This window comes from Rhodocytophaga rosea, assembly GCF_010119975.1.
GTDB lineage: Bacteria > Bacteroidota > Bacteroidia > Cytophagales > 172606-1 > Rhodocytophaga > Rhodocytophaga rosea.
This window is the reverse complement of the sequence record NZ_CP048222.1, coordinates 314,845-336,345: the sequence shown is the minus strand read 5'-3', so window position 1 is coordinate 336,345 and position 21,501 is coordinate 314,845. Positions and strand designations below refer to the sequence as shown.

Below are 21,501 nucleotides of genomic sequence, written 5' to 3'. Positions count from 1 at the left end.
ACCTAAACTTTTATCCTTACACTAAATGAAAACACTATTAATTGCCTGCTTATGTGCTGTGCTCGCTTTTACAGCCTGTAACAATGAAAAAAATACGACCCAGGATACTGCTTCAGCAGATAGTAGTTCAACACCTGCCGCAACCCAAAATGTAGCCAATGACTGGAAATTCGGTGTCGCCTTATGGACCTTTCACACGTTTAATTTTCCGGATGCCTTGGCAAAAGTGGATAGTGCTGACCTGACCTATATTGAGCCTAATACCTTTCATAAAACTGGTCCTGAATTAAAAGACTCTCTCATTTTACAGCTTTCGCCATCAGGTATTGCCAAACTCCGAACAATGATAGATCAGAAGGGATTAAAAGCAGAATCCGTTTATATTGTAGGAGATTCTACGGTTCTATCCTGGAAAAAGCAGTTTGAGATTGCCAAACAACTGGGGGCGAAATTTGTAACCGCTGAGCCACCAACCAAAATGTGGGATAGTGTAGATAGCCTTGCCGGAGCGTATGGAATGAAAGTAGCCATTCATGAACACTGGAAAGGAACCAGCCAGTACTGGCATCCTGATTCTGTATTAGCCGCCATCAAAGACCATCCGAATTTTGGCGCTTGTGCCGACCTGGGTCACTGGCCTAAAAGTGGCATCAATCCGGTAGATGCGGTAAAAAAACTAAGTGGTCATATTATCGGGGTTCATTTGAAAGATATTGCTGCCTTCAACAATCCTAAACTAGTAGATGTGCCAGTAGGAACTGGCGTAGTTGATTTCCCGGCAGTTTTTGATGAGTTAAAAAAGCAGAACTTCAATGGCCATATTTATATTGAACGGGATGCCGAAGACCTGCCAAGCAACCTGCCCTCTGTCATTCAAACCGTAAAATATTATAACGACCAGGTAAACCGCTTGCAATAGCATAGCATTATACATTGACTTCATTCAAGGCAAGTGATTTAATGAATCACTTGCCTTTTATTTGTAGTCCGGAACTGTCTTTTTATAAAGGAAGTGTTCCTTAGCTTAGAATTTATAAATCTCTCTTCTATGGGTGAAAAATCTCCGGATGTTGGCTAACGTATTCTTCCAGAGTAAAAGGGTGTTGATGTGTAATTTCATACACTGCCTTGCTTACTGAAGCTACTTCTCCGGCAGCTATCGCTACATATGAGCCAATCCAGGTATCTACTTCCCAGGCAGGGGCACCGAGTTGATTACGCCATAGCATACCCTCCTCTACTGACTCCTGCTGATAGGTGTATTTTTTTCCAGTTAATTTGGATAAGCGCCCTGCTGTTTCGGTAAGTGATAGTGCTTCCCGGCCAGTAAGATTAAAAGTACCTGGGTAAGCAGAAGGATTACTGAGTACAGCGGCTATAGTTCTGGCCACGTCTTCTCTGGCTACCCAGGCAACTTTTCCATCGCCTCCCGGTCCACGCATCAGCCGGTTTTCTCCAAACATTTCAGGGATCAGATCCATATAAAAGCTATCTCTCAGAATGGTACAGGCTAAACCGCTTTGCCTGATGAATTCCTCGGTCTGAAAATGATCTCTGGACATAGGAAATTTACTCTGGGCAGAAGCGCCTTGAAAAGAAAGATACACGATATGACTTACGCCTGCCTGTTGGGCACTATCTATGGCATTTTTATGCAACAATGCCCGTTGACCAGGGGCGGCATAGCCAGAAACAATGAAAGCAGTATCAATATCTTTGAAAGCCGCTGTCAAACTAGCTTTGTCCCCATATTCAGCTTGAATTTTTTCTGCCTGTCCGAACCCCGATAGTTTTTCAGGCGTTCGGGTCATGAGCCGAATGCTGGTATCTTGTTTTAACAGATGAGCCACCCTGTTCCCGATATGCCCTGTAGCGCCAGTGATCAGTATTTTGTTCATATATGGTGTATTTGGAAAAAATAACACACTCTATTTCAGCAGGTCTTTGTAACTGATAATTTGTATGTTTCTTTTTTTGATCTCTGCTTTTACCTTTTCACTCGTCCACATATCAGTAACTCCCTGGCGGTCATCGGCAACATTTTCGTAACCTATATGATGGACAGCACGCAATTCAGCATCGTCAAATCCAGGATGCTCTACGAATAAATACGTTTCTCCGGCTTTCAGCTGGCCCAGCATATTAATAAAACTGCTTTCCTTTTCCGCACGGGTGAGCTGCGGTCCTGCATAACTGATAGATGTTACGCCAAGCGAAGCCGGATCGATATCAATTTTGTATTCCCGGGCAAGTTTACGGGTTAGTTCTTTCACCTGCGGACTAATATTGGAACAGCCCATGTGTGCTGAAACATGACTGATACGCGGGATTTTCTTTAGCGCCAGCTCGATTTGCGCCCGGAATTCTTTCTCCACGTCTTCGATTTTCCATTGATTTTCGGTAAGTGCCCGGCCTGGGTAATTTTTATTTTTCTGGATCATAGGGTAGAAATAGCCATCTTCATCGCGCAGGCTCGGACAATCTGTAAGAGGCCGCCACTTTACATGATCCCACTCGCTGGTAAGGGCAAGGTGGATACCAACATCGGCATCAGGAATCTGTCCGAGCATTTTTACCGCTTCCGGGAACCAGGGAGAAGGAACAATTACTTCAATTGATTTCTCAATTCCTTCTTTATACGCTTTCATAATTGCCAGATTTCCGGAATGTGTATACCCCATATCATCACCGCGGATGATCAGCCGGGCAGGCTTCTGCTGATGGGCAATTCCTGTATTCCCGGTTGCTTGGCGGGTAAATAGTAGTTCTTTGTTTCCTACATACGACCATAAACCAATACCAATCAGACTGATAAATACAGCGCTGAGAATGCCCTGGAGCGGATAAGTAAATAGTTGTTTCATAATATTGGACAGGTGAGATATACGCTAGTCAAGATTCTGAGCAGTATTAAAATAGATTTTAAAGATAGAGCCTTTCCCTACCTGACTTTCTACTTCAATCTTGCCTCCCATATTATCAATAATTTTCTTTACAATATAGAGGCCTACACCAGTTCCTTCCACATGATCATGGAGTCTTTTAAACATTAAAAATATCTTATCTTTATCCGGTAGTTCCATTCCCAGACCGTTATCCTGTATGGTCATACATACGAACTGATCTACTTTTTCTGTGCATATGATGATCTCCGGCACCCGCTCTTTAGAACGGTATTTCACGGCATTGCTGATCAGGTTATACATAATACTTTTTAGGTTGTTGCGGGAAATATGTAACTGTGGCACCCGGGCTACATCCAGAATAATTTTTGCATTCGTTTGTATCAGCATTTCGCCGATACTTTCTTTCACATCTGCTATAATCTCTTCAATACTTACTATCGCCGCGTCTTCCTTAAAGGTTTTCTGAATCTTCACTATCTCAGCTAGGTCCTGAATGGTAGCCTTAAACCGGAGGATAGAATGATAAATCATTTCGATGAGCAGCTGATCGTTTTCTTTTAATACTTTTTCCCGTTCCAGTTTTCTTTCCAGGTTTTTGATCAGACCTTCAATATTTACTACCGGCGCTTTCAGATCATGCGAGGCGGTATAGATGAAGGTGTCCAGGTCGTTATTCGTACGGATAAGTTGTTCATTCTTCTCCGTTAACTGATCATTTAATTCAACTAAGTTTTGTTTAGCCAGGGCTAGTTTTTCTGTATACTCTTTCTGGTCATGAATATCAGTACAGGTTCCGACCCATAGAATGATCTCGCCAGCCAAATTTCGTACCGGCGATGCTTTTATGACGTGCCACCTGTACATTCCATCGGAGGCTCTTTTGAAACGGCTTTCAAAATTAATTTGCTCGCCTGTTTGTAAACACGCATTAAAATATGCCAGCGTTCCTTCTACATCCGGGGGATACAAGGCCTGCAACCAGGCATTGCCTTTGGTTTCCTGTTCAGAAAGTCCGGTATACTGGTGCCAGAACAGATTGGCATAATTAATCAGCCCATCCGGTGTGGAGGTCCAGGCGATCTGAGGAATACCTTCTAATACAATCCGGAAACGCTGTGCTTCTTCTTTGGTCTGCTTTTCATTCAGCAATTCCTCCTCTTTTCTGGAAATAATCTGGGTTTGGAGTTCTACCTGTGTTTTTACAGCCAGAATCTCTTTTTCGGCCGATAAGTCTGTAACAATCATTCCCAGAGCGGGTGGATCGCTGCCGGGAAGTGCATTTATAGAAAGTAAAAACGGCAGTAAATCCCCATGATCCGTCCGGAAAAAAAAATCTCCTTTGCTGTTTTTATTCCACCCTTGTGAAAACAGGTATTGAAACCGGGTATGGTCTTCCGGCTGTAGAAAAGTATAGAACGAACCGCCAATTACCTTTTCTAAAGGTAAATTGATGAGGGTAGCAAAATGCGAATTGCTGTACAGGATCACACCAGCCTGGTTGAGGGTAAGTGCGCCCTCATTCATTTCTTCTATGAGAATCCGGTAGGTATGATCGGCTCCTTTAATAGTATAAATCTGGGGGCCATCCGGACCCTGGATCGTGAGTGCATCAACGGTACCCATCCGGATGGCTTCAAGAATTTCCTCAGATTCCTGCAACTTTCTCCGGAGTTCCATATTCTCCTGTAGCAGCCGCTTATCATTATCTCTAGGACCAAACTCTTTTTCTGACATATCTCATCTTTCAGGATGCAAAGATCTATTTAGATTTTAAATCAAGGCCAATCAGCACTTTTTCTGTGTTAGACATATCTCCAATTAATCTACGTAACGGACCCGGAAGTTTTTTAATAAGTGTGGGAGCCGCAATAATCTGTTCTTGCTGGGCAAGTGTCGGCTGCTGGTAAATATCAATCACTTCCAGTTCATACCTTCCTGGCAGATACTGTTCACAAATCTGTTTTACATTTTCTACAGCCCGTTTGGAATTGGGCGTCATGCCGGTGATGTATAAACGGAGAATATATATATCTTGTGCTGAATTACCTAATGACTCTTCAAATCCTTCTGGTTCGTGTTGATCCATTATTTCATATTTTAGGTTCGAGCGGCTTTATATCTAATCCTACCAGTACCCGTTCCTGATTTGATAAGTCGCCGATTATTTTTCTGATCGGCTCAGGTACTTTCCGCACCAGTGTCGGAATGGCGAGAATCTGATCGCCTTCGGCCAGCTGCGGATGTTTCAGCAGGTCTATTACTTCCAGTTGATATCTGCCTTTAAGGTGTTCTTCACAATATTTTTTTAAATTAGAAATAGCCGTAACAGATTTAGGGGTTTGTCCGGCTACATAGAGTCGTAATTCCCAGGTTTCTTCTTTCGGTTCCATGTTGTGTATCATGTGCATTTGTTAGGTTATCTTTTTGTTTTCTTTTTACCTGAACCGTTACCAGATTTTGTTAGAATGGAATCAGTTGCAGGTAAATTTTGCTGGAAAAGTTCCTGAGCGTGAATCTGCCTGAGGTCTTCCTCAATAGATTCAAATTCTGTGCGCATATTTTCGATGGAGGCTTCCAGGATTTTTCGCTTACGGGCAAGCTCCCTGTCTTTTTTATCGATCTCATTCTGCTTGGCCGCTGCACTCGTAGTTTGCTGCATTTGATAAGCCAGCCTGGCCGAACCAGTCAATATACCAGTAGGACCAATGTTTACATCCAGTAATCTGATACCCTGGTCTGTAATAACAAACTCCCGTACCTGGTTAGAATGCTGCATGCCTCGGGATTTGATCACAAATATTCCCCGGTTACGCTCGCCGATTCCTTCCACATCCCGTACCAGTACCCAGGAATCTACCAGGGAGGATATACCTTCTTCCGTGAGTTCTAAACTGTTACCGGTAGGAATAGTTAAAGCGGTGAGCAGGGCAGTAATTTTATTCACTTTCAAAAAATCAATAAGCCTGGTAAGCATGCCCTGTACTTCGGTGAGCCCACCTACAGATACCAGATTGCTCATCGGATCAATTACGACTACATCTGGTTTAAAGCTATTAATCAATTTATGAATAGTAACCAGGTGCATTTCCAGTCCATACAGGGTAGGTCGGGAGGAGTAGATTTGTAGCAATCCTTTTTTTATAAACGGTTCCAGGTCCAGGCCTACCTGCTTCATGTTCCGTAATAACTGCTGCTCAGATTCTTCAAAGGCGAAAAATAAACAACGTTCCTTCCGTTTACAGGTATCATAGGCAAATGAGGAAGCAAAAGTAGTTTTGGCGGTTCCAGCGGTGCCTGTAATCAATACAGTGCTTCCTTTATAAAATCCTCCCTTGCCCAGCATTTCATCCAGTCCTTTTACACCGGAAGAAATAATTTCATCGGATACCTCATGTGCCAGTCCCAGGGACGTAACTGGCAACACCGAAATCCCATCTTCATCTATCAAAAAAGGATATTCATTGGTTCCATGAGTAGTGCCTCTGTACTTCACGATCCGTAGCCTTCTGGTAGATATTTGATTGATAATGCGGTGATCGAGCAGTATTACACAATCAGACACAAATTCTTCCAGCCCCTGGCGGGTGAGAGTAGCATCGCCTCTTTCTCCGGTGATAATGGCAGTTAGTCCTTTCTCTTTCAGAAAGCGGAACAGTCTCCGGATTTCTGCCCGTAAAATAGAGGGATTAGATAAGCCGGAAAAAAGTGATTCAATGGTATCGAGCACCACCCGTTTGGCTCCTATCGAATCAATGGCATAACCCAGGCGTATAAAAAGGCCTTCCAGGTCATATTCACCGGTTTCCTCAATTTCGCTTCGTTCTACATATACATAATCTACTTTTAATTTTTTCTCTTCACTTAGCTTTTTCAAATCAAAACCAAGAGAAGCCACATTTGTAGCTAATTCCTCAGACGTTTCCTCAAATGCCATAAATACACCAGGCTCATTATAGAGGGTGGCACCATTTACAAGAAATTCCATGGCCATTAATGTTTTGCCACAGCCGGCACTTCCACAAATCAGGGTAGGACGGCCTTTGGGCAAACCTCCTTGCGTGATTTCATCCAGGCCATCAATACCTGTCTGCGTTTTAGCAAGTGTAAGTTGAGGTAAGCTAAGGGTAGACTTATCTTTATCTGTTTTCATGCTAAAGCCTACGATAGAAAAGGATAAATGTTTAAGTATGAGAATGAATTGGCGTAAAAGAGGGGTAGCTTTTCAATAGATTTAGATGACTAAAATAAAGCTTTATCCTGGATCAGGTACGTATTTTTCAACGATTCTAACTTTCTTAGGTGTTTAAAAACTTACTATCTCAAAATGAAGTATACGCATTATTAGCTCGATGTCTGGAAGTAGACATATATAGCGCTTTGCATCTCTTTTGTTCTCTTATGAAGGAAAAATCAAATCAACCCTATCAACCTATTGCCAATTATGGCATTATCGGAAATCTGCATACCGTAGCCCTGGTGTCGTTGCAAGGTTCCATCGATTTTATGTGTTTCACCCGGTTTGATTCTCCTACGGTATTTGCTTCTATCCTGGACCATGCCAAAGGAGGCTTTTTCTCTATTCAGCCAGAATTGAATGAACTGGACTACAAACAACTCTACTTGCCGGATACCAATGTGCTGCTGACCAGGTTCTTATCGGATAAAGGGGTAGCGGAATTAACCGATTTTATGCCGGTTAAAGCAAAAGAAAAAAATTGTGTCCTGGTCAGAAGCATCACCGCAACCAGAGGGAATATGCGCTTCCGGATGCACTGTGAGCCCAGGTTTGATTATGCCAGAGCCAAACATAGTGTATCAGGTACTGAACATGAAGTGATTTTTACAAGCCAGGATGCCGAGCAGACTGCTATCCGTCTTATTAGCAGTGTACCTTTGCAGATCGTGGGCGATGATGTAATCGCAGAATTTACCTTATGTGAAAAGCAAAAAGCACATTTTGTGATGCAAGCCCTTAGCTCTGAAGAACACCGGACAATAGAGGCAAGTATTCGTTATTATACTGAAACTAGCTTTAATGATACCGTCAACTACTGGAAACGCTGGATAGGCAAATCCAAATATAGTGGCCGGTGGCTGGAAATGGTAAACCGTTCAGCGCTTACGCTCAAACTCCTTACCTCTTACCAGTTTGGCTCGGCGGTGGCAGCTCCTACTTTTAGCCTGCCATCTGTAATTGGCGGAGAACGCAACTGGGATTATCGCTACACCTGGATCAGGGATGCAGCCTTTACCATGTTTGCCTTTTTACGCCTTGGCCTGATGGAGGAAGCATATGCTTTTATGAAATGGATAGAAAAAGAGCTAGGCACCATTACTAATCGGGATCAGTACCTGCAGTTGATGTATGGCCTGGATGGCCATCTTTCTATTGAGGAGGAGGAATTATCTCATCTGGAAGGATATAGAAAATCATCGCCTGTACGCATCGGAAATGCCGCTTTTGAACAATTGCAGCTGGATATTTATGGGGAACTGATCGACTCTATCTACTTATTCAATAAATATGGCGGGCCTATTACTTATGAATTCTGGCAAAAGATGGAGCCGCAGATTGAGTATGTGTGCCGCAACTGGCAACTGCCTGATCATGGCATCTGGGAGGTGAGGGATGAAAAGCGGGAATTCTTACAATCAAGGCTCATGTGCTGGGTGGCTCTAGACAGGGCCATCCGTATTGCCGATAGCCGGTCTTTTCCTTCTCCTGTATATGAATGGCGAAAAGTGCGGGACGAGATCTATAAGGATATTTTTGTCAACTTCTGGAATGAGGAGAAAAAAGCCTTTGTACAATCCAAAGATTCTACGGTGCTGGATGCTGCTGCCTTGCTCATGCCATTAATGCGTTTTATCAGCCCCTATGAACCCAAATGGCTCTCCACCCTCGAAGCCATAGAAAGAGAACTGGTATCCGATTCACTGGTATACCGCTACCGTACCGACAAAGGAGCCACAGATGGCCTGGATGGAGAAGAAGGCACTTTTACGATGTGCTCGTTCTGGTTTGTGGAATGCCTGGCCAGATCCGGGCAGATCGAAAAAGCCAGGTTGTATTTTGAAAAAATGCTGGGCTATGCCAATCACCTGGGCCTGTTTTCCGAACAACTGGGTTTACGGGGCGAACATCTGGGCAATTTTCCGCAGGCATTTACCCACCTGGGTTTAATCAGTGCTGCTTTTGAACTGGATAGAAAACTCACTGGCTGGGAAGAGGAGCATGTAGCCAGGGATAAGGAAACTAAGTAGCAGGTCAATAGTAAATCTCCTGTAAGTCGTTTTCATTTATTTAAATGCCACCTTTTGTTTGTATTCTTAAATTTATACTGGAAATTATTGATTATGCCGATTTCTGATACTTAAGCCGTCTTACTTTTCTATTGCATGCACAAAATTAAAGTAACAAAACACTTGTGAGGCGAGAGCCGAAGCAAGCCAATGTAGTTCTGGCAAAATGAAAAATGCTTCCTCCCACAATTCAACGCGCACCCGCTTTTCATTTATCCACACCCTCATGGAATAGCATTATATTATTGTTTTAGTTTTCGATTTCAACGTCTGTTTTTCCAATTATTATTTCAGAATAATCGCAAAAATTAAAATTTAGCCTGTAAGGTCAGGTAGTAGCCTCTGGGGTCGGAGGGGAGAATCCCAGGACCAGGATAGCCATCTGCTCGGCGGGTAAAATAGCTGGTATTCGCCAGGTTATTTATACTTCCAAAAATACCCAGCCATTTCCACTGGTAACTTACACTTACATCCATCACCTGATAAGCTGGTACGGCTCCATCAACAGCCGTAGGGGTGAATTCAGCATTCGTCGCATCCGAATATTGTTTGGCTATATAAGAATACTGGTAGGTTATATTAAAGCGTTTATCTCCGAAAGATACTCCGCTCCGGAATAATAGGGGAGGCACAAATTCTACTCTTTTGTTGCGGATAGCTGTTTCCTGGGTGTTGATATACCGGGCATCAATGGCAGCAAAATTGGTATACACAGATAATTTATACCGGCTTTTTCCTTGGGTAAACACTTTGAGAAAATCTGCCTCTATAATACCTTCAAAACCAATATTGCGGCTATCGGCTACATTGGTGCGTAAACGGTATACCATGTTATCTTCATTTTTGGTAAATACAGAACCAATGCGATCATTGTATTTGAGATAAAAAAGGCTCATGTCGTAATACAGCCAGTCATTGAGTTTTCCCCGGATTCCTCCATCGGCGGTGTATCCGTTTTCATCTTTGAGCAGCGAATCCACCCTGGCATTTTCATTCTGTACCCGCAAATCGTTGAAGTTGATCGAGCGGTAATTCTGCGAAATATTGGCATACAATTCTACGCCTTTAAATAATTGATAGGAACTTCCTATGCCTGCCAGCAGAAACGAACGGTTTTTCTCCCGTTCTTCCTGAACTTTTACATTCGGCACGAACCGCATAATCTGGTAGAAATATCCCTCTGCATTGGTAGAAATGTATTCCATCCGTACTCCTGGGGTTACGTTCCACTTATCGTTTAGCTGAAAAATGTTTTCTACAAAACCGGCCACATTGGTTCCGGGAAATCGGTAATCGGAGTGACTGGGTTCTGACGGTACAAAATCAAACTGAGGACCATTTCCAGCATCTGCTTCGCCTTGTTTGCGCAGAGTAAGTCCTTTATATAAACGTGCCCCAGTAAGTAAAGTGCTTTTCAGGTCTTTGAATAAGGTATACTGGTGTAACAGCCGGACTTCTGAACCAAAGTTATTATACCGGTCAGCCAGCAGGTCCCTGGCGCCACCTGGGTCGGGGCGGTTAATGTAATTGAGAATACCCAAGGCTTCCCGGCCAGCCTGTAATGTATAGGTGCGCCAGTTGAGCCTGGTCTGGTCGCTGAAGCGGTAATCCAACGAAAGACTAATCAGGTTCCAGTCTACTTTAAACCAGTTTCTTTCTCTTACCGATTGCGAAGGGTCACGCTGAAAGTCAGCATCTGTTAAGCCTCCTGGTTGTTTGGCCAGGTAATGCATAAACGTATATTCGCCGGTAAGGGAGAGTTTTTCATTAAAGTTATATTCCAGGTGGGCATAAGCTGCATGCTGGTTAAAATGGCTGTTGGGCCGCCAGCTATCGCCTCGTTTGAACTGATAATAGGTATAATAATTTAACTTTTTGACGGTCCCTCCAACGCTGTTAAATGAATTGAAAAAACCAAAAGAACCCCAGTCTGGCGACTTACCACCTGGATGGGTTTGTCTTCCGGACCTTTTTTGAGTTGAAAATTAATGAGTCCGCCAAACTGGGTGCCATACTGCAAGCTAGCAGCCCCCGGATGATCTCAATCTTTTCAACCGCTTCATTGGGTGGTGTATAATAACTTTCCGGATACCCCAGGGCATCAGCACTGATATCGTAGCCATTCTGGCGGGTATTAAAATTAGAAACCCGGCTGGGATTAAGCCCCCGTCCGCCAATGCCTAACTGCAAACCACCACCATCATATTCCCAGATGTTTAAGCCGGGAATACGGCTGTAAACCTGCCTGGCATTATTGGTAGCCAGATTGGCGTTGATATTAACCAGGTTAATTACTTCCGTTTTTTTGCCGGCATAAATGGCAATTCCTTCTATCTGGCGCAAATTGCCGGATACCTGCTCACTGGCATCTTTTACCACTACTTCTTTTAACAAAGTATTATCCAGCAACAGATTGATGGTAAGAGAAATATCTTTACTGGTGATAATCACTTCCTGGGTATGCTGCCTGGCACCCACATACGTTACAACTAATTGATAAGTGCCGGATTGAATCTTTGTGAATTGAAATGCGCCTCCAGAAGTACTTGCTGTTTTTATATCTAAAGGCAGTAAACTAATAGTAGCCCCTTCAACAGGAGTTTTCTCTAGTTGAATAGTACCAGTTATGGTAAAGCCTTGTGCACTGGCAAAACCAGAGATAAGTAAAAAAAGAACGATCTGTATGTATTTCATCTACTTAGCTTTCAGGGAATAAGGCAGTACCCAGGTATAATGCTTCAGACTCAAAGGCTGCTTAGCCAGATTCACTGTTGTATCAATAAACAATCTGGACCGCTTTCCATTCAGGGCCACATAACATTCCGTATATACCTGCGGCTGCCGGATACCTTTGCCTGTATATACTTCTGCCAGATGGTGTGCATAGCGCAGGATCATGTCTGGCTGGGTGCTCATCATTTTTTCCTGCAAAGGTGTTAAAAATTCGGCATTATTTACTTCATATGTCCGGCCAGTAGAGGGTTCTTTTATGTAAAAAAATGCATTTCCCGATTTTTCCATCAGCATCACCCGCCAGGAGAAACGGAAACCCTCTTCATGCCAGAATAAATGTCCGGGATAGAGTACATGCCGGAAAGGAATGAGTATCTGAAATAGAAAATAAACACCTATACCTGTTAGTAAAACTTGATTTCTCCTGATATTATTAAGATAAGTACTGGAAGAGGGAGCTTGTTCTTGTGTTTTCCGGGAAAAGGAAAAAAACTGTAATAACTTTTGATGAAAGGCTGAACTGAAAAATACCAGGCTGCAAATCATCATTACATAGGGAAATAATCCAATGCCTGGAAAAAACAGGGCAGTAGCCAGGTGAAAGGCGAGTACAAAAAAATACGCCACCGGCCTGGTTTTACGGTGAAGCAAAAAAAAGGCGATGAACAGATCATATACTGCCCCAAACCAGCTGAACAAGTATGCGACCCAGGTTTTATATAGCAGTGAGCCAATCAGTGGAATGTGACTTTTAGCCGGGAGCCAGATTTTCATAGGCAACGCTTCCAGCAGCCAGTCTGGATTAAGTTTAGCTATCCCGGCAAAAAAATAGATCAGACCTACCTGCAAGCGGATTATACCTACCATCCAGAGGGGGATCACAGTCAGTTTACGAGCCGGGTTTATGACTATATCCAGGGAGAAATAGCGGTTAGCCGGTAAAAATATCAGCAGAAAACTGATCAGGCTGATAAAATAGTAATGATTCAGGTAGTTGGTGCTGTCGATCAGTTCTACATACGTAAAAGACAGAAAAAACAGGATACTCGCCACTCTGTACCATAATCCAATACTGATCAAAAGGGTGCATATAGCCATTCCGGCAAATATGATATGCATACCCGAATTTCCTAAAGGATGCACCCATTGAAAACCAGGATAGGAAAAGTAGAAAGCAGGTTTTACATATAATTCTGTGATCCAGTCATTGAGCCAGAAACGGATAATGCCCACACACATCATCAGGCCGAAAAGTATCCGGAAGGTAATAAGCGGAGAAATATGAACAGGCTGTTGCAGACTTTTTAAAACCTGCTTCCCAAACCAGCCTGTATTGGTTTTAGTCACCGTCACTATCCTGGTAAGTTATGCGCACCCCGGTAGCCGAAGCCACATCTGTTTTTATCAAGGTGAGCAGGGTTTGTATCTCCTTGTATGCAGTATCCACCTGATCTTTGTGCTGGGTAAAGGCAATAGACAGGGGATCAGGAATGGCTTTGAGTTTGTTGATAGCCACATCAAACTGGCTTAACACCTCTGTATTTAATTCTTGTTTATTTAAAGCAACCAGGTAAGCAGAAATACCACTTCCGCTGCTTCCGGCTGTAAAGGCATTTTTAAGGCTGCTTAGGTTTTCAATTGCCAGAGCAAGAGAGAGTCCGGAATAGTAACCTTCGCTTTTATCTGCAAAAACTACTCCCCCCGATTGTTTACCAAATGGCCATCCGATCCGTGGACCTTTCAGCTGGTCCATTTCATAGGCAAACTGGTTGACCAGATAGCCGATCGGGCTTCCCACATCCGTTCGGGTATTATCAATAAACTCGCTGCGGTAGTTGCTTTGCCAATCGGCATGTACAGTATTTACCAGTGTTTTCATTCTGGAAAAAATATCCTGAACATACTTTTTGCGGGTAGTTGCCGTAGACCCATTAAACTTCTGGAGTGCATCTTCAGCAAACAATAAATAATCTAAGGCCGGAAAACCCTGCTCATCTACAGAAGAGTTTACCAGGAGATTATAATTACCTGTGCTGCTGTTGTTCTCAATGACACTAATATCTGCCGGAAACATATTCAGAAAATTGCTCAATAAAGCCTCTTCTGCCGGACCTAGCTGGTATACAGAAATTCGTTGAAATTGCAGGTAAGCTTCTTTAAAGGCTGGTTTTAGTGCTTGTTGATTGGCTGGTGAAGGATCTGTTAAAAACGTGGTTAAAGGTGTTTCCAGCGCCTGGAGTTTTTGCTGCATGCCTACATATGCCGGAATAATCAGCGCATCGGCATAGGTAGTCAGCATGGCGGTTTTATCAAAAGTAGTGTCGGGACCAGTATCTGGACCCTCGTCTTTGATACATCCGCTGATTGAGATAAGGGCTACAATTATTATCAACAGCCTTTGTTTGCAATAATATTTCATTGGAATATGTTTTTGACTGTTTTAAGCCTGAAAAAATAATCACCGGACAGAATGTAGCTAAGAAATCAGTATCATTCTTTTCGGTGTTCTATTATAACCTCACATACCAGGCCTCCATATAATAGGGCTGCCTGGTATATGAGGTAGAACTTATTACAGACTATAAGTGGTTTTTAATATATTTTCTGCCTCCTTTAGCTTGGTAAAGCCAGGTTCATTTACAAGTGTATAAAAATTAGTAGTCAGAATACTTACTAATTTCTGGTAGTCGGCTTCTGAAAGCTTGCTGCCTGCCGGGCGGTATTTCAGGGCAAGAACAAAACCATATCCTTCAGATAGCGCATGAAACTGAGTACCCAAATTGCCTACACTGGTAGAAGCCTGCGGAATGGTTACATAGGCCAGTGCAGAGATAGCCGCGAGTTTTTCCCAGGTTTCCTGTATAAGTTTAACCTGCTGGTCACGAACGGCATAATCTTTTGCTCCAATGGCTGCACGTCCCTTCCGGAAAGCTTCGAAAAGTATACCGCCAGCCTGAATTGGTTTGCCTCTTTCTGTTAAGTATCCTCCCCATAAAAGTGGCCTGTTCGGATCGGTATTTGCATACGTTTTGGTCGTATCATAATCTTCCGGAATGCCCAGGTAACCAAATGCCTCATCCCAGCGGCTCTCCATAGCAGTTGCTCCTTCGGTTTTAGTAGCATTATCCTCATTCGGAATGCCAGCAAGAATGGCCATTGCTTCTTTGAAGAAAAGACTCCCCATCATTCCTTTTGCTACGGCCTGGTTATTTTCCAGCCCTTGCGGACCTACTAAAATCTTACCACTTCCTCTGGGAATGTATCCGGCTGTTCCATCTGTAGCAGGCGTGTTATTAGTGTTGCTGTGTGTCACACGCTGTTCTATAAAACCTTTAAATACGTTCACATCAGCTGTTTTATCAGCTAGGTTTACACCAGCGGTATTTAAGGCAGCATTTGCAAACGGGGTATTGGTATTATTAAACAGGTTATTAGCGGTAGCCTGTGACAGGATAGTAGAAGTTCCGGAGCCCAGATACGAATTTAATTCTACTGCCATATTAATCCGGTGGGTAGAAGAACTATAATCTGCCCCTTCAAAATCATAGGTGGCTGGTACATCATATGGCTGGATTGGCTCAGAGTCATCTTTATCACACGCAGTGAAAGATACAAGTCCTACAAATAAGGCGATAGCTGTACGGGAAAGAATAGGTTTTAGCATGTTGTTTATAATTAGTCTAAATACTTACGGCAAATTTATTAGATTTTTTAATTTAGACTAATTATAAATAATATTAAATTTAACTCATTTTTGTTTCTGCTTTTAATCTAGATGTATGCTGAATATGGAAAATCCTCAGTTTTCAGGAATACTAATAAGTTAACTGGTTACCCGGTATGAGCGTAGCCCTGTCAGATACTTAATCAGGCTGAAAACATTTTGATTGACATAAGCCGGAAAAATCTTACATCCACATAATACTTGAATAGAAAATTAGTTTTGGATTAGCAATCACTTTCAATTATTTATGAGAAACAAGATTATGAAGGAAGGAATTCCTATAATTGTATAAGGTACACAGAGTTATAAATGTCATCAGCTATCTTAATTATATCACGTATAGTTTACTCACCTTTATTCTCCATGCTTAATAAAAATAATAGCAAATAATCTTATGTTTTTTAATTAAGGGTATTGTTTTATTAAAATAAGTAGTATATCTTTTTACCTGTTTTAGGCAATAACCTCAGGTAAAAGTAATTAAAGGAACTGCTGAATAAGAGTAAATTTTATACTAATTAAGTTACTGAAAGTCAGCATGTTAATAATTGTATTTTATTTGAACTAATTTCTTATTTTAGCGTTTTAATCAAACATATTATTAAATAAATTTTCATCCACTATCCAAACAAAGAAAGTAACATGTTAATAGTAAAAACCAGACTTGGTTTAAGTAAAATCAGCGGCATCGGTTTGTATGCTGATTCTTTCATTCCGAAAGGCACCGTAATATGGAGGTTTATACCTAAGTTAGATTTGAAATTCAACGAAAAAGAATATCAGGCCTTTAAGTTGAAACATGACTGTGAGCGGATAGACAACTACATTTATAAAAGCAGAATTAGTGGTTGTTATATCTTATGTTCGGATGATGCAAGGTTCATTAATCATTCCTATGAACCAAATACTATTGATACGATGGATGATATTGAGGGCTTAACTATTGCTTCCAAAGATATCTACCCAGGTGAGGAGATTACTTCAGATTATCAATTATTCGATGCTGAGTTTAATTCTTACAAACACCTGTTGATGAGTGAAGAAGAAGAAAAACTAACTTCCCGATAAAAAAGATTAAACTGTTTGGCTGGTATCAGCCAAACAGTTTTTTCCTGGTATTATCTTTATTTTTCTGTTTTTGTCTGGCTTTTTTCTTTTTCTCCTTTTCCCGCTTTTTTTTCTTTTTGGATTTTTCTTTTTTCTTCTTTTCCCGCTTTTTCTCTCCGTCGTTATTTTTCTTTTTCCAGTTAAAGGCATTATCTATGGGAAAATAATACCTGAGGGCAATATTAAGGGTATTGACCTTGTCAAGTTCTTTATCGCCAGCCAGAAAATTATAGCTATTCACCAGGTGAAATCCCAGTAAACGGAAGCCGATAGAAGGGGCAACGCCAAATCTGGATTTATCAAAATCTGTAAAATACACCAGATTAGCCCCGTATGTCAGGTTAATCCGGCCACGTTTGAACCATACACCGGCCTTATAGCCAATCACATTGTCGGAGAAATTGTATTCCATATTAGCCGTGGTGGCAAATAACCTCGGTTTGGTCAGGCTGATTTTTCGCCAGTGTATTTCCCCGCCAAATTCTATGGTAGTATACTTCCCACGTTGTAACCCAATAATCATCCCATGATTCCGCTGGAATAACTTTGCCTGACTGGCCTGAATGTCGTATACACTGGGCGTACGTAAAGCTGAATACGAGGCTGGAAAAAAAGCCTGTGCTTGTACATACAGGCCGGAACATATGAACCAGATCAAAAGGAAAAATCTCATCGTATCTAATAATCAGCTTTTTTTACGCTGTAACTAATACGCAAACTAATAGATATTATTTTAATAGCTGGTTAAATGTTCGTGATTTATAATCAATTTGAAAAGTGATTTATACTTGGTATAGGAGATTTTAATAGTAAAAAAGCCTGTATTTTAACGAAAAACAGGCTTTTTAAGAAATCTGTAATCAACTTTATCTTATTTTCGCTCCTGGTTCTGGCTTTGTTTACCTTGTTGAGCCTGAATACAAATGAGTAATTCCTCATCTGATACTTGCTCATCCCAGTTTTCATTGAGTGCCAGCCTGACAGATTGTGCACCACCAGAAGGTGTACACACGACAGGTATACCTCCATTTTCGCTTTTTAATATTTCCTCCGCTTTTTGGGCTGTTTTTCCTTCCGTACCCGATAAAGGCTGTACACAGGTCCAGGTAACATTATTCTCATCCGTAACTTCCCGTTGTTTCATATTTAAATTTGTTTAACTACAATAATCAAATGGATATTATTTACTTGGTTGAATTGGATGATGTAAACGTGTATTTGAATAAGTCTGTTTTGTCTGATATTAGGTTAGAATTGAGGAATTAGCCATACTATCTTATTAATAATATTCCATGCGGGGGAGTCTGAAAAACAGCCGGCAATGTGTAGGATATGAGCGGAGAAGCATTAGCTTGGCTGAACTTACGTTTGTTTTTTCTGGATTTTTCTTTGTTACTTTCTTTGTAGCAATCACAATCGTAAGTTCAGCCAAGCTAAAGAAAGAGATGGGTAGCAACTACCACGTCCATTTAACAAGTTTATAATAATTTATGCCTATCAACTTACCAGAACTCCAGTCGATGATCGACCAAAAATATATTTCCGTCCAGAAACATCCCCAGGCAGAACTATATATCTACAACTATGCCCCAAAAACCCAGTACGAACGGCTCTGGACTGAGCTTACTTTACTGTGCCGGGGATTAATTCTGGATGCTACAAGTAAAATCATTGCCCGTCCGTTTCCTAAATTCTTTAACCTGGAAGAACACCAGCCGGAAGAAATTCCTAATGAGTCATTTGAGGTATATGAAAAGCTGGATGGCTCCCTGGGAATTCTGTACTGGCACAATGATGAGCCGTTTATTGCCACCAGAGGTTCATTTGATAGCGATCAAGCCCGTAAAGCCACTCAGTTTTTGTATTCGACCTATGCCCATAGTATTCCTTTTCTGCAAAAAGACCAGACGTATTTGTTTGAAATTATTTACCCGGAAAACCGGATTGTTGTAGATTACGGGCAAAAGAATGAACTCATCTTACTGGCTATACTCGATAACAAAACCGGACAAGATCTGCCTTTGGAAGACATTGGATTTCCGTTGGTAAAAAAATATGATGGTTTGCATGATATTCGCCAGTTGCGTAAACTAGCCGCTGATAACCGGGAAGGATTTGTCGTACGGTTTAAAAACGGATTCCGGGTAAAAGTAAAATTCGAGGAATATGTTCGCCTGCACCGCATCCTTACAGGTGTTTCTAACCAGATGATCTGGGAAATGCTCAGGGAAGATAAACCGCTGGACGAAATGCTGGACCATGTGCCAGATGAATTTTATCAGTGGGTAAAACATACCAGAGAAAAACTATTAGCGGAATTTGCAAACATCGAAACCCAGTGTAAACAGGATTTTCGGATGCTGGAAGATAGAAAAACTACGGCACTTTACTTTCTGACTTGCCGCTATCCAGGTATTCTGTTTGCCATGCTCGACAACCGTGACTATAAGCCAGCTATCTGGAAAATGATAAAACCCAAACACGAAAAACCTTTTAAGACCGAAGTATGATCACCGTTACGATACTCAAAGGAATTCCAGCCAGTGGAAAATCAACCTGGGCCAGGCAAATGCTGGACCAACATCCTGGTATGTATAAACGCATCAATAAGGATGACCTGAGAGCGATGCTGGATAACGCTTACTGGAGCAAAGGCAACGAAGCCTTTGTGTTAAAAGTACGTGATTATCTGATTACAGAAGCATTGAAAGAGGGCAAACATGTGATTGTGGATGATACCAACCTAGACCCCAAACATGAAGCCCGCATACGCGAGCTTGTCAGTGAATATGCCAGGGAAAATGACCGGCAAATAAAGGTCCAGGTAAAAGAATTCAACGTAACGCTGGAAGAATCTATTGAACGGGATGCCAAACGGCCGGTTCCGGTAGGAGAGAAGGCCATCCGGGGAATACATAACCGCTATGTGGCACCGGTGGGCAGAATTCCTTTTTACTGCCAGCAAGATACTTCTCTCCCTAAAGCCATTATTTGTGACATAGACGGCACTCTGGCTTTAATTAATGACCGCAACCCATTTGATGCTTCCAGGTGTGAGCAGGATCTGGTAAATGAACCAGTGCTAAATATTGTCAATCAATATGCGAAAGCAGGATTTGTAATTTTACTACTATCCGGAAGATCTTCGGAACACCGGATACAAACTACCAACTGGCTTTCAGCAAAGGGAGTAAGTTATGATGCCCTGTTCATGCGAAAGCAGGGAGATATGCGAAAAGATTCTATCGTTAAAAAAGAGCTGTATGAAAGCCACATTCAGGGCATATATTATATAGAGTTTGTACTCGACGACCGGAATCAGGTAGTAGATATGTGGCGTAAAGAAATTGGCTTGCTTTGCCTGCAGGTATATTATGGTGATTTTTAGATTTAACAATACCTTCGAATATTGAAGGCAATCTTGTATGTAGGTATGCTTTATTTTTGTAACTTTTGAAATCCAAACAACCTAAACTTCATGCAAGTACTCACCAAAGAACCAACATTGACCGCAACTGTAACGTCAGTCAGAAGGCTGGAATCCATGGATGCCTACCGTGGTTTTGTGATGCTGCTGATGATGGCAGAAGTACTATCCTTTTCAAGAGTGTCTGAGGCATTGCCAGACAGCGGTTTCTGGCGTTTTTTATCCTTTCACCAAAGCCATGTAGAATGGGTGGGTTGCTCGCTTCATGATCTGATTCAGCCCTCTTTCTCCTTTCTGGTCGGAGTAGCCTTGCCTTTTTCTATTGCCAGCCGGGTTTCAAAAGGAGCATCCTTTTCCAGTCTGCTGCTTCATACCATCAAACGCTCATTGATACTCATTTTTCTGGGCATCTTCCTGCGTTCTATGCATGCGGAGCAGACCTATTTTACCTTTGAAGATACCCTGACGCAGATTGGTCTGGGGTATACTTTTCTTTTCCTGCTGGGCTTTGCTTCAAAACGGATGCAACTGTTTTCTCTCATCGGGATTTTGTTTTTCTACTGGCTGGCCTTTGCCTTATATCCATTGCCGGGAGCCGGTTTCGATTATACACTCGCCGGCGTTACCCAGGATTGGGAGCATAATTTGTCAGGCTTTGCTGCACACTGGAATAAAAACACCAATCTTGCCTGGGCTTTTGACCGCTGGTTTCTGAATCTGTTTCCCAGAGAGTCGGTATTTGCAAATAATGGAGGCGGATATTCCACCCTGAGTTTTATCCCTACCCTGGGCACCATGATTCTGGGACTAATCGCCGGCAATATCATCCGTTCCGGGATTCCCCCAAAAAGAATTATCATTCAATATTTCACCATAGGGGTAGCACTACTGATTCTGGGAGTATTGCTGCACATAAGCGGCATCTGCCCGATTGTAAAACGCATATGGACGCCAGCCTGGACTATTTTCAGCGGAGGCTGGTGCTTTATACTGCTGGCAGGTTTTTATGGGATAATCGACATACTGGGATATAAAAAATGGGCCTTTTTTCTGGTGGTGATCGGCATGAATTCTATTGCTGCCTATATTATTGCCGAAACCATACCTTCTTTTATTGACAGCTCATTTAAAATACATGTAGGACAGGAATATAACCAGGTATTTGGCCTTGCGTATGCCTCTTTGATCAGGGGTGCTGCTATTCTGGTAATGGAATGGTTAATTTTATACTGGCTCTTTAAGAATAAAGTATTTATTAAAATTTGATCAGGTGGCGTTCATCTACTCAATCATTCATAGAA

At 42.0% G+C, this 21,501-nt stretch carries 19 protein-coding genes; 6 read left to right on the top strand and 13 right to left on the bottom strand.

Translation table 11 applies throughout. The features are described 5' to 3' along the window. The first annotated feature begins 25 nt into the window (after positions 1-25). Positions 26-919: a sugar phosphate isomerase/epimerase family protein gene (locus tag GXP67_RS01520; protein WP_162441532.1), complete on the top strand. Its 894-nt coding sequence runs from the start codon at positions 26-28 to the stop codon at positions 917-919. 127 nt (positions 920-1,046) lie between these two features. On the opposite strand, the gene GXP67_RS01515 is transcribed toward GXP67_RS01520, so the two are convergent. From GXP67_RS01515 to kaiC, 6 genes are read right to left on the bottom strand one after another with little or no spacing between them, the layout of a single operon-like run. Continuing rightward, positions 1,047-1,898 (bottom strand): SDR family oxidoreductase, encoded by an 852-nt coding sequence (locus GXP67_RS01515; protein WP_162441531.1) that lies wholly within the window; start codon positions 1,896-1,898, stop codon positions 1,047-1,049. A gap of 30 nt (positions 1,899-1,928) precedes the next feature. Continuing rightward, positions 1,929-2,864 (bottom strand): polysaccharide deacetylase family protein, encoded by a 936-nt coding sequence (locus tag GXP67_RS01510; protein ID WP_162441530.1) that lies wholly within the window; start codon positions 2,862-2,864, stop codon positions 1,929-1,931. A 24-nt stretch (positions 2,865-2,888) separates the two neighbouring features. Continuing rightward, a complete protein-coding gene (locus GXP67_RS01505) occupies positions 2,889-4,640 on the bottom strand; it encodes a PAS domain-containing sensor histidine kinase (protein ID WP_162441529.1) in 1,752 nt (583 codons plus the stop codon). A 25-nt stretch (positions 4,641-4,665) separates the two neighbouring features. Further along, positions 4,666-4,992, bottom strand: a complete 327-nt coding sequence (locus GXP67_RS01500; protein ID WP_162441528.1) for a circadian clock KaiB family protein — start codon at positions 4,990-4,992, stop codon at positions 4,666-4,668. 4 nt (positions 4,993-4,996) lie between these two features. Beyond that, complete coding sequence (gene kaiB, locus GXP67_RS01495) at positions 4,997-5,308, bottom strand: circadian clock protein KaiB (protein WP_232064866.1); 312 nt, start codon at positions 5,306-5,308, stop codon at positions 4,997-4,999. 14 nt (positions 5,309-5,322) lie between these two features. Beyond that, a complete protein-coding gene (kaiC, locus tag GXP67_RS01490; RefSeq protein ID WP_162441527.1) occupies positions 5,323-7,056 on the bottom strand; it encodes a circadian clock protein KaiC in 1,734 nt (577 codons plus the stop codon). Positions 7,057-7,304: 248 nt separating this feature from the next. Between kaiC and GXP67_RS01485 the strand changes: the two genes are divergently transcribed. Beyond that, on the top strand, positions 7,305-9,170 hold the full coding sequence (locus tag GXP67_RS01485) for a glycoside hydrolase family 15 protein (protein WP_162441526.1): 1,866 nt from the start codon (positions 7,305-7,307) through the stop codon (positions 9,168-9,170). A 347-nt stretch (positions 9,171-9,517) separates the two neighbouring features. On the opposite strand, the gene GXP67_RS01480 is transcribed toward GXP67_RS01485, so the two are convergent. The 5 genes from GXP67_RS01480 to GXP67_RS01460 form a co-directional block, all read right to left on the bottom strand. Further along, the gene (locus tag GXP67_RS01480; RefSeq protein WP_162441525.1) at positions 9,518-10,942 is read right to left on the bottom strand and encodes a TonB-dependent receptor family protein; all 1,425 of its coding nucleotides are present in this window, start codon (positions 10,940-10,942) and stop codon (positions 9,518-9,520) included. Positions 10,943-11,147: 205 nt separating this feature from the next. Continuing rightward, positions 11,148-11,903, bottom strand: a complete 756-nt coding sequence (locus GXP67_RS01475) for a carboxypeptidase-like regulatory domain-containing protein (RefSeq protein ID WP_162441524.1) — start codon at positions 11,901-11,903, stop codon at positions 11,148-11,150. After that, a complete protein-coding gene (locus GXP67_RS01470) occupies positions 11,904-13,289 on the bottom strand; it encodes an HTTM domain-containing protein (RefSeq protein ID WP_232064864.1) in 1,386 nt (461 codons plus the stop codon). Next, on the bottom strand, positions 13,282-14,361 hold the full coding sequence (locus tag GXP67_RS01465) for an imelysin family protein (protein ID WP_162441523.1): 1,080 nt from the start codon (positions 14,359-14,361) through the stop codon (positions 13,282-13,284). Before GXP67_RS01465 ends, GXP67_RS01470 begins: the two co-directional genes overlap by 8 nt. 153 nt (positions 14,362-14,514) lie before the next feature. Beyond that, positions 14,515-15,606: a DUF4856 domain-containing protein gene (locus GXP67_RS01460; protein ID WP_162441522.1), complete on the bottom strand. Its 1,092-nt coding sequence runs from the start codon at positions 15,604-15,606 to the stop codon at positions 14,515-14,517. 702 nt (positions 15,607-16,308) lie between these two features. Here GXP67_RS01460 and GXP67_RS01455 point away from each other — a divergent pair. Beyond that, complete coding sequence (locus GXP67_RS01455; RefSeq protein ID WP_162441521.1) at positions 16,309-16,734, top strand: SET domain-containing protein; 426 nt, start codon at positions 16,309-16,311, stop codon at positions 16,732-16,734. A 25-nt stretch (positions 16,735-16,759) separates the two neighbouring features. Here the strand turns inward: GXP67_RS01455 and GXP67_RS01450 are convergent, their stop codons facing one another. Both GXP67_RS01450 and GXP67_RS01445 read right to left on the bottom strand, forming a co-directional pair. Next, the gene (locus GXP67_RS01450; protein WP_162441520.1) at positions 16,760-17,446 is read right to left on the bottom strand and encodes a hypothetical protein; all 687 of its coding nucleotides are present in this window, start codon (positions 17,444-17,446) and stop codon (positions 16,760-16,762) included. A 198-nt stretch (positions 17,447-17,644) separates the two neighbouring features. Beyond that, entirely contained in the window at positions 17,645-17,917 is a 273-nt protein-coding gene (locus tag GXP67_RS01445) for a hypothetical protein (protein ID WP_162441519.1), read from the bottom strand. Positions 17,918-18,263: 346 nt separating this feature from the next. Between GXP67_RS01445 and GXP67_RS01440 the strand changes: the two genes are divergently transcribed. The 3 genes from GXP67_RS01440 (at position 18,264) to GXP67_RS01430 (ending at position 21,466) form a co-directional block, all read left to right on the top strand. Continuing rightward, positions 18,264-19,283, top strand: a complete 1,020-nt coding sequence (locus GXP67_RS01440) for a T4 RnlA family RNA ligase (RefSeq protein ID WP_162441518.1) — start codon at positions 18,264-18,266, stop codon at positions 19,281-19,283. Then, positions 19,280-20,161, top strand: coding sequence for a phosphatase domain-containing protein (locus GXP67_RS01435; RefSeq protein WP_162441517.1), 882 nt, complete (start codon positions 19,280-19,282; stop codon positions 20,159-20,161). The genes GXP67_RS01440 and GXP67_RS01435 overlap by 4 nt, the downstream gene beginning before the upstream one ends. A gap of 90 nt (positions 20,162-20,251) precedes the next feature. After that, positions 20,252-21,466, top strand: a complete 1,215-nt coding sequence (locus tag GXP67_RS01430) for an acyltransferase family protein (RefSeq protein ID WP_317170094.1) — start codon at positions 20,252-20,254, stop codon at positions 21,464-21,466. Positions 21,467-21,501 lie beyond the last annotated feature (35 nt).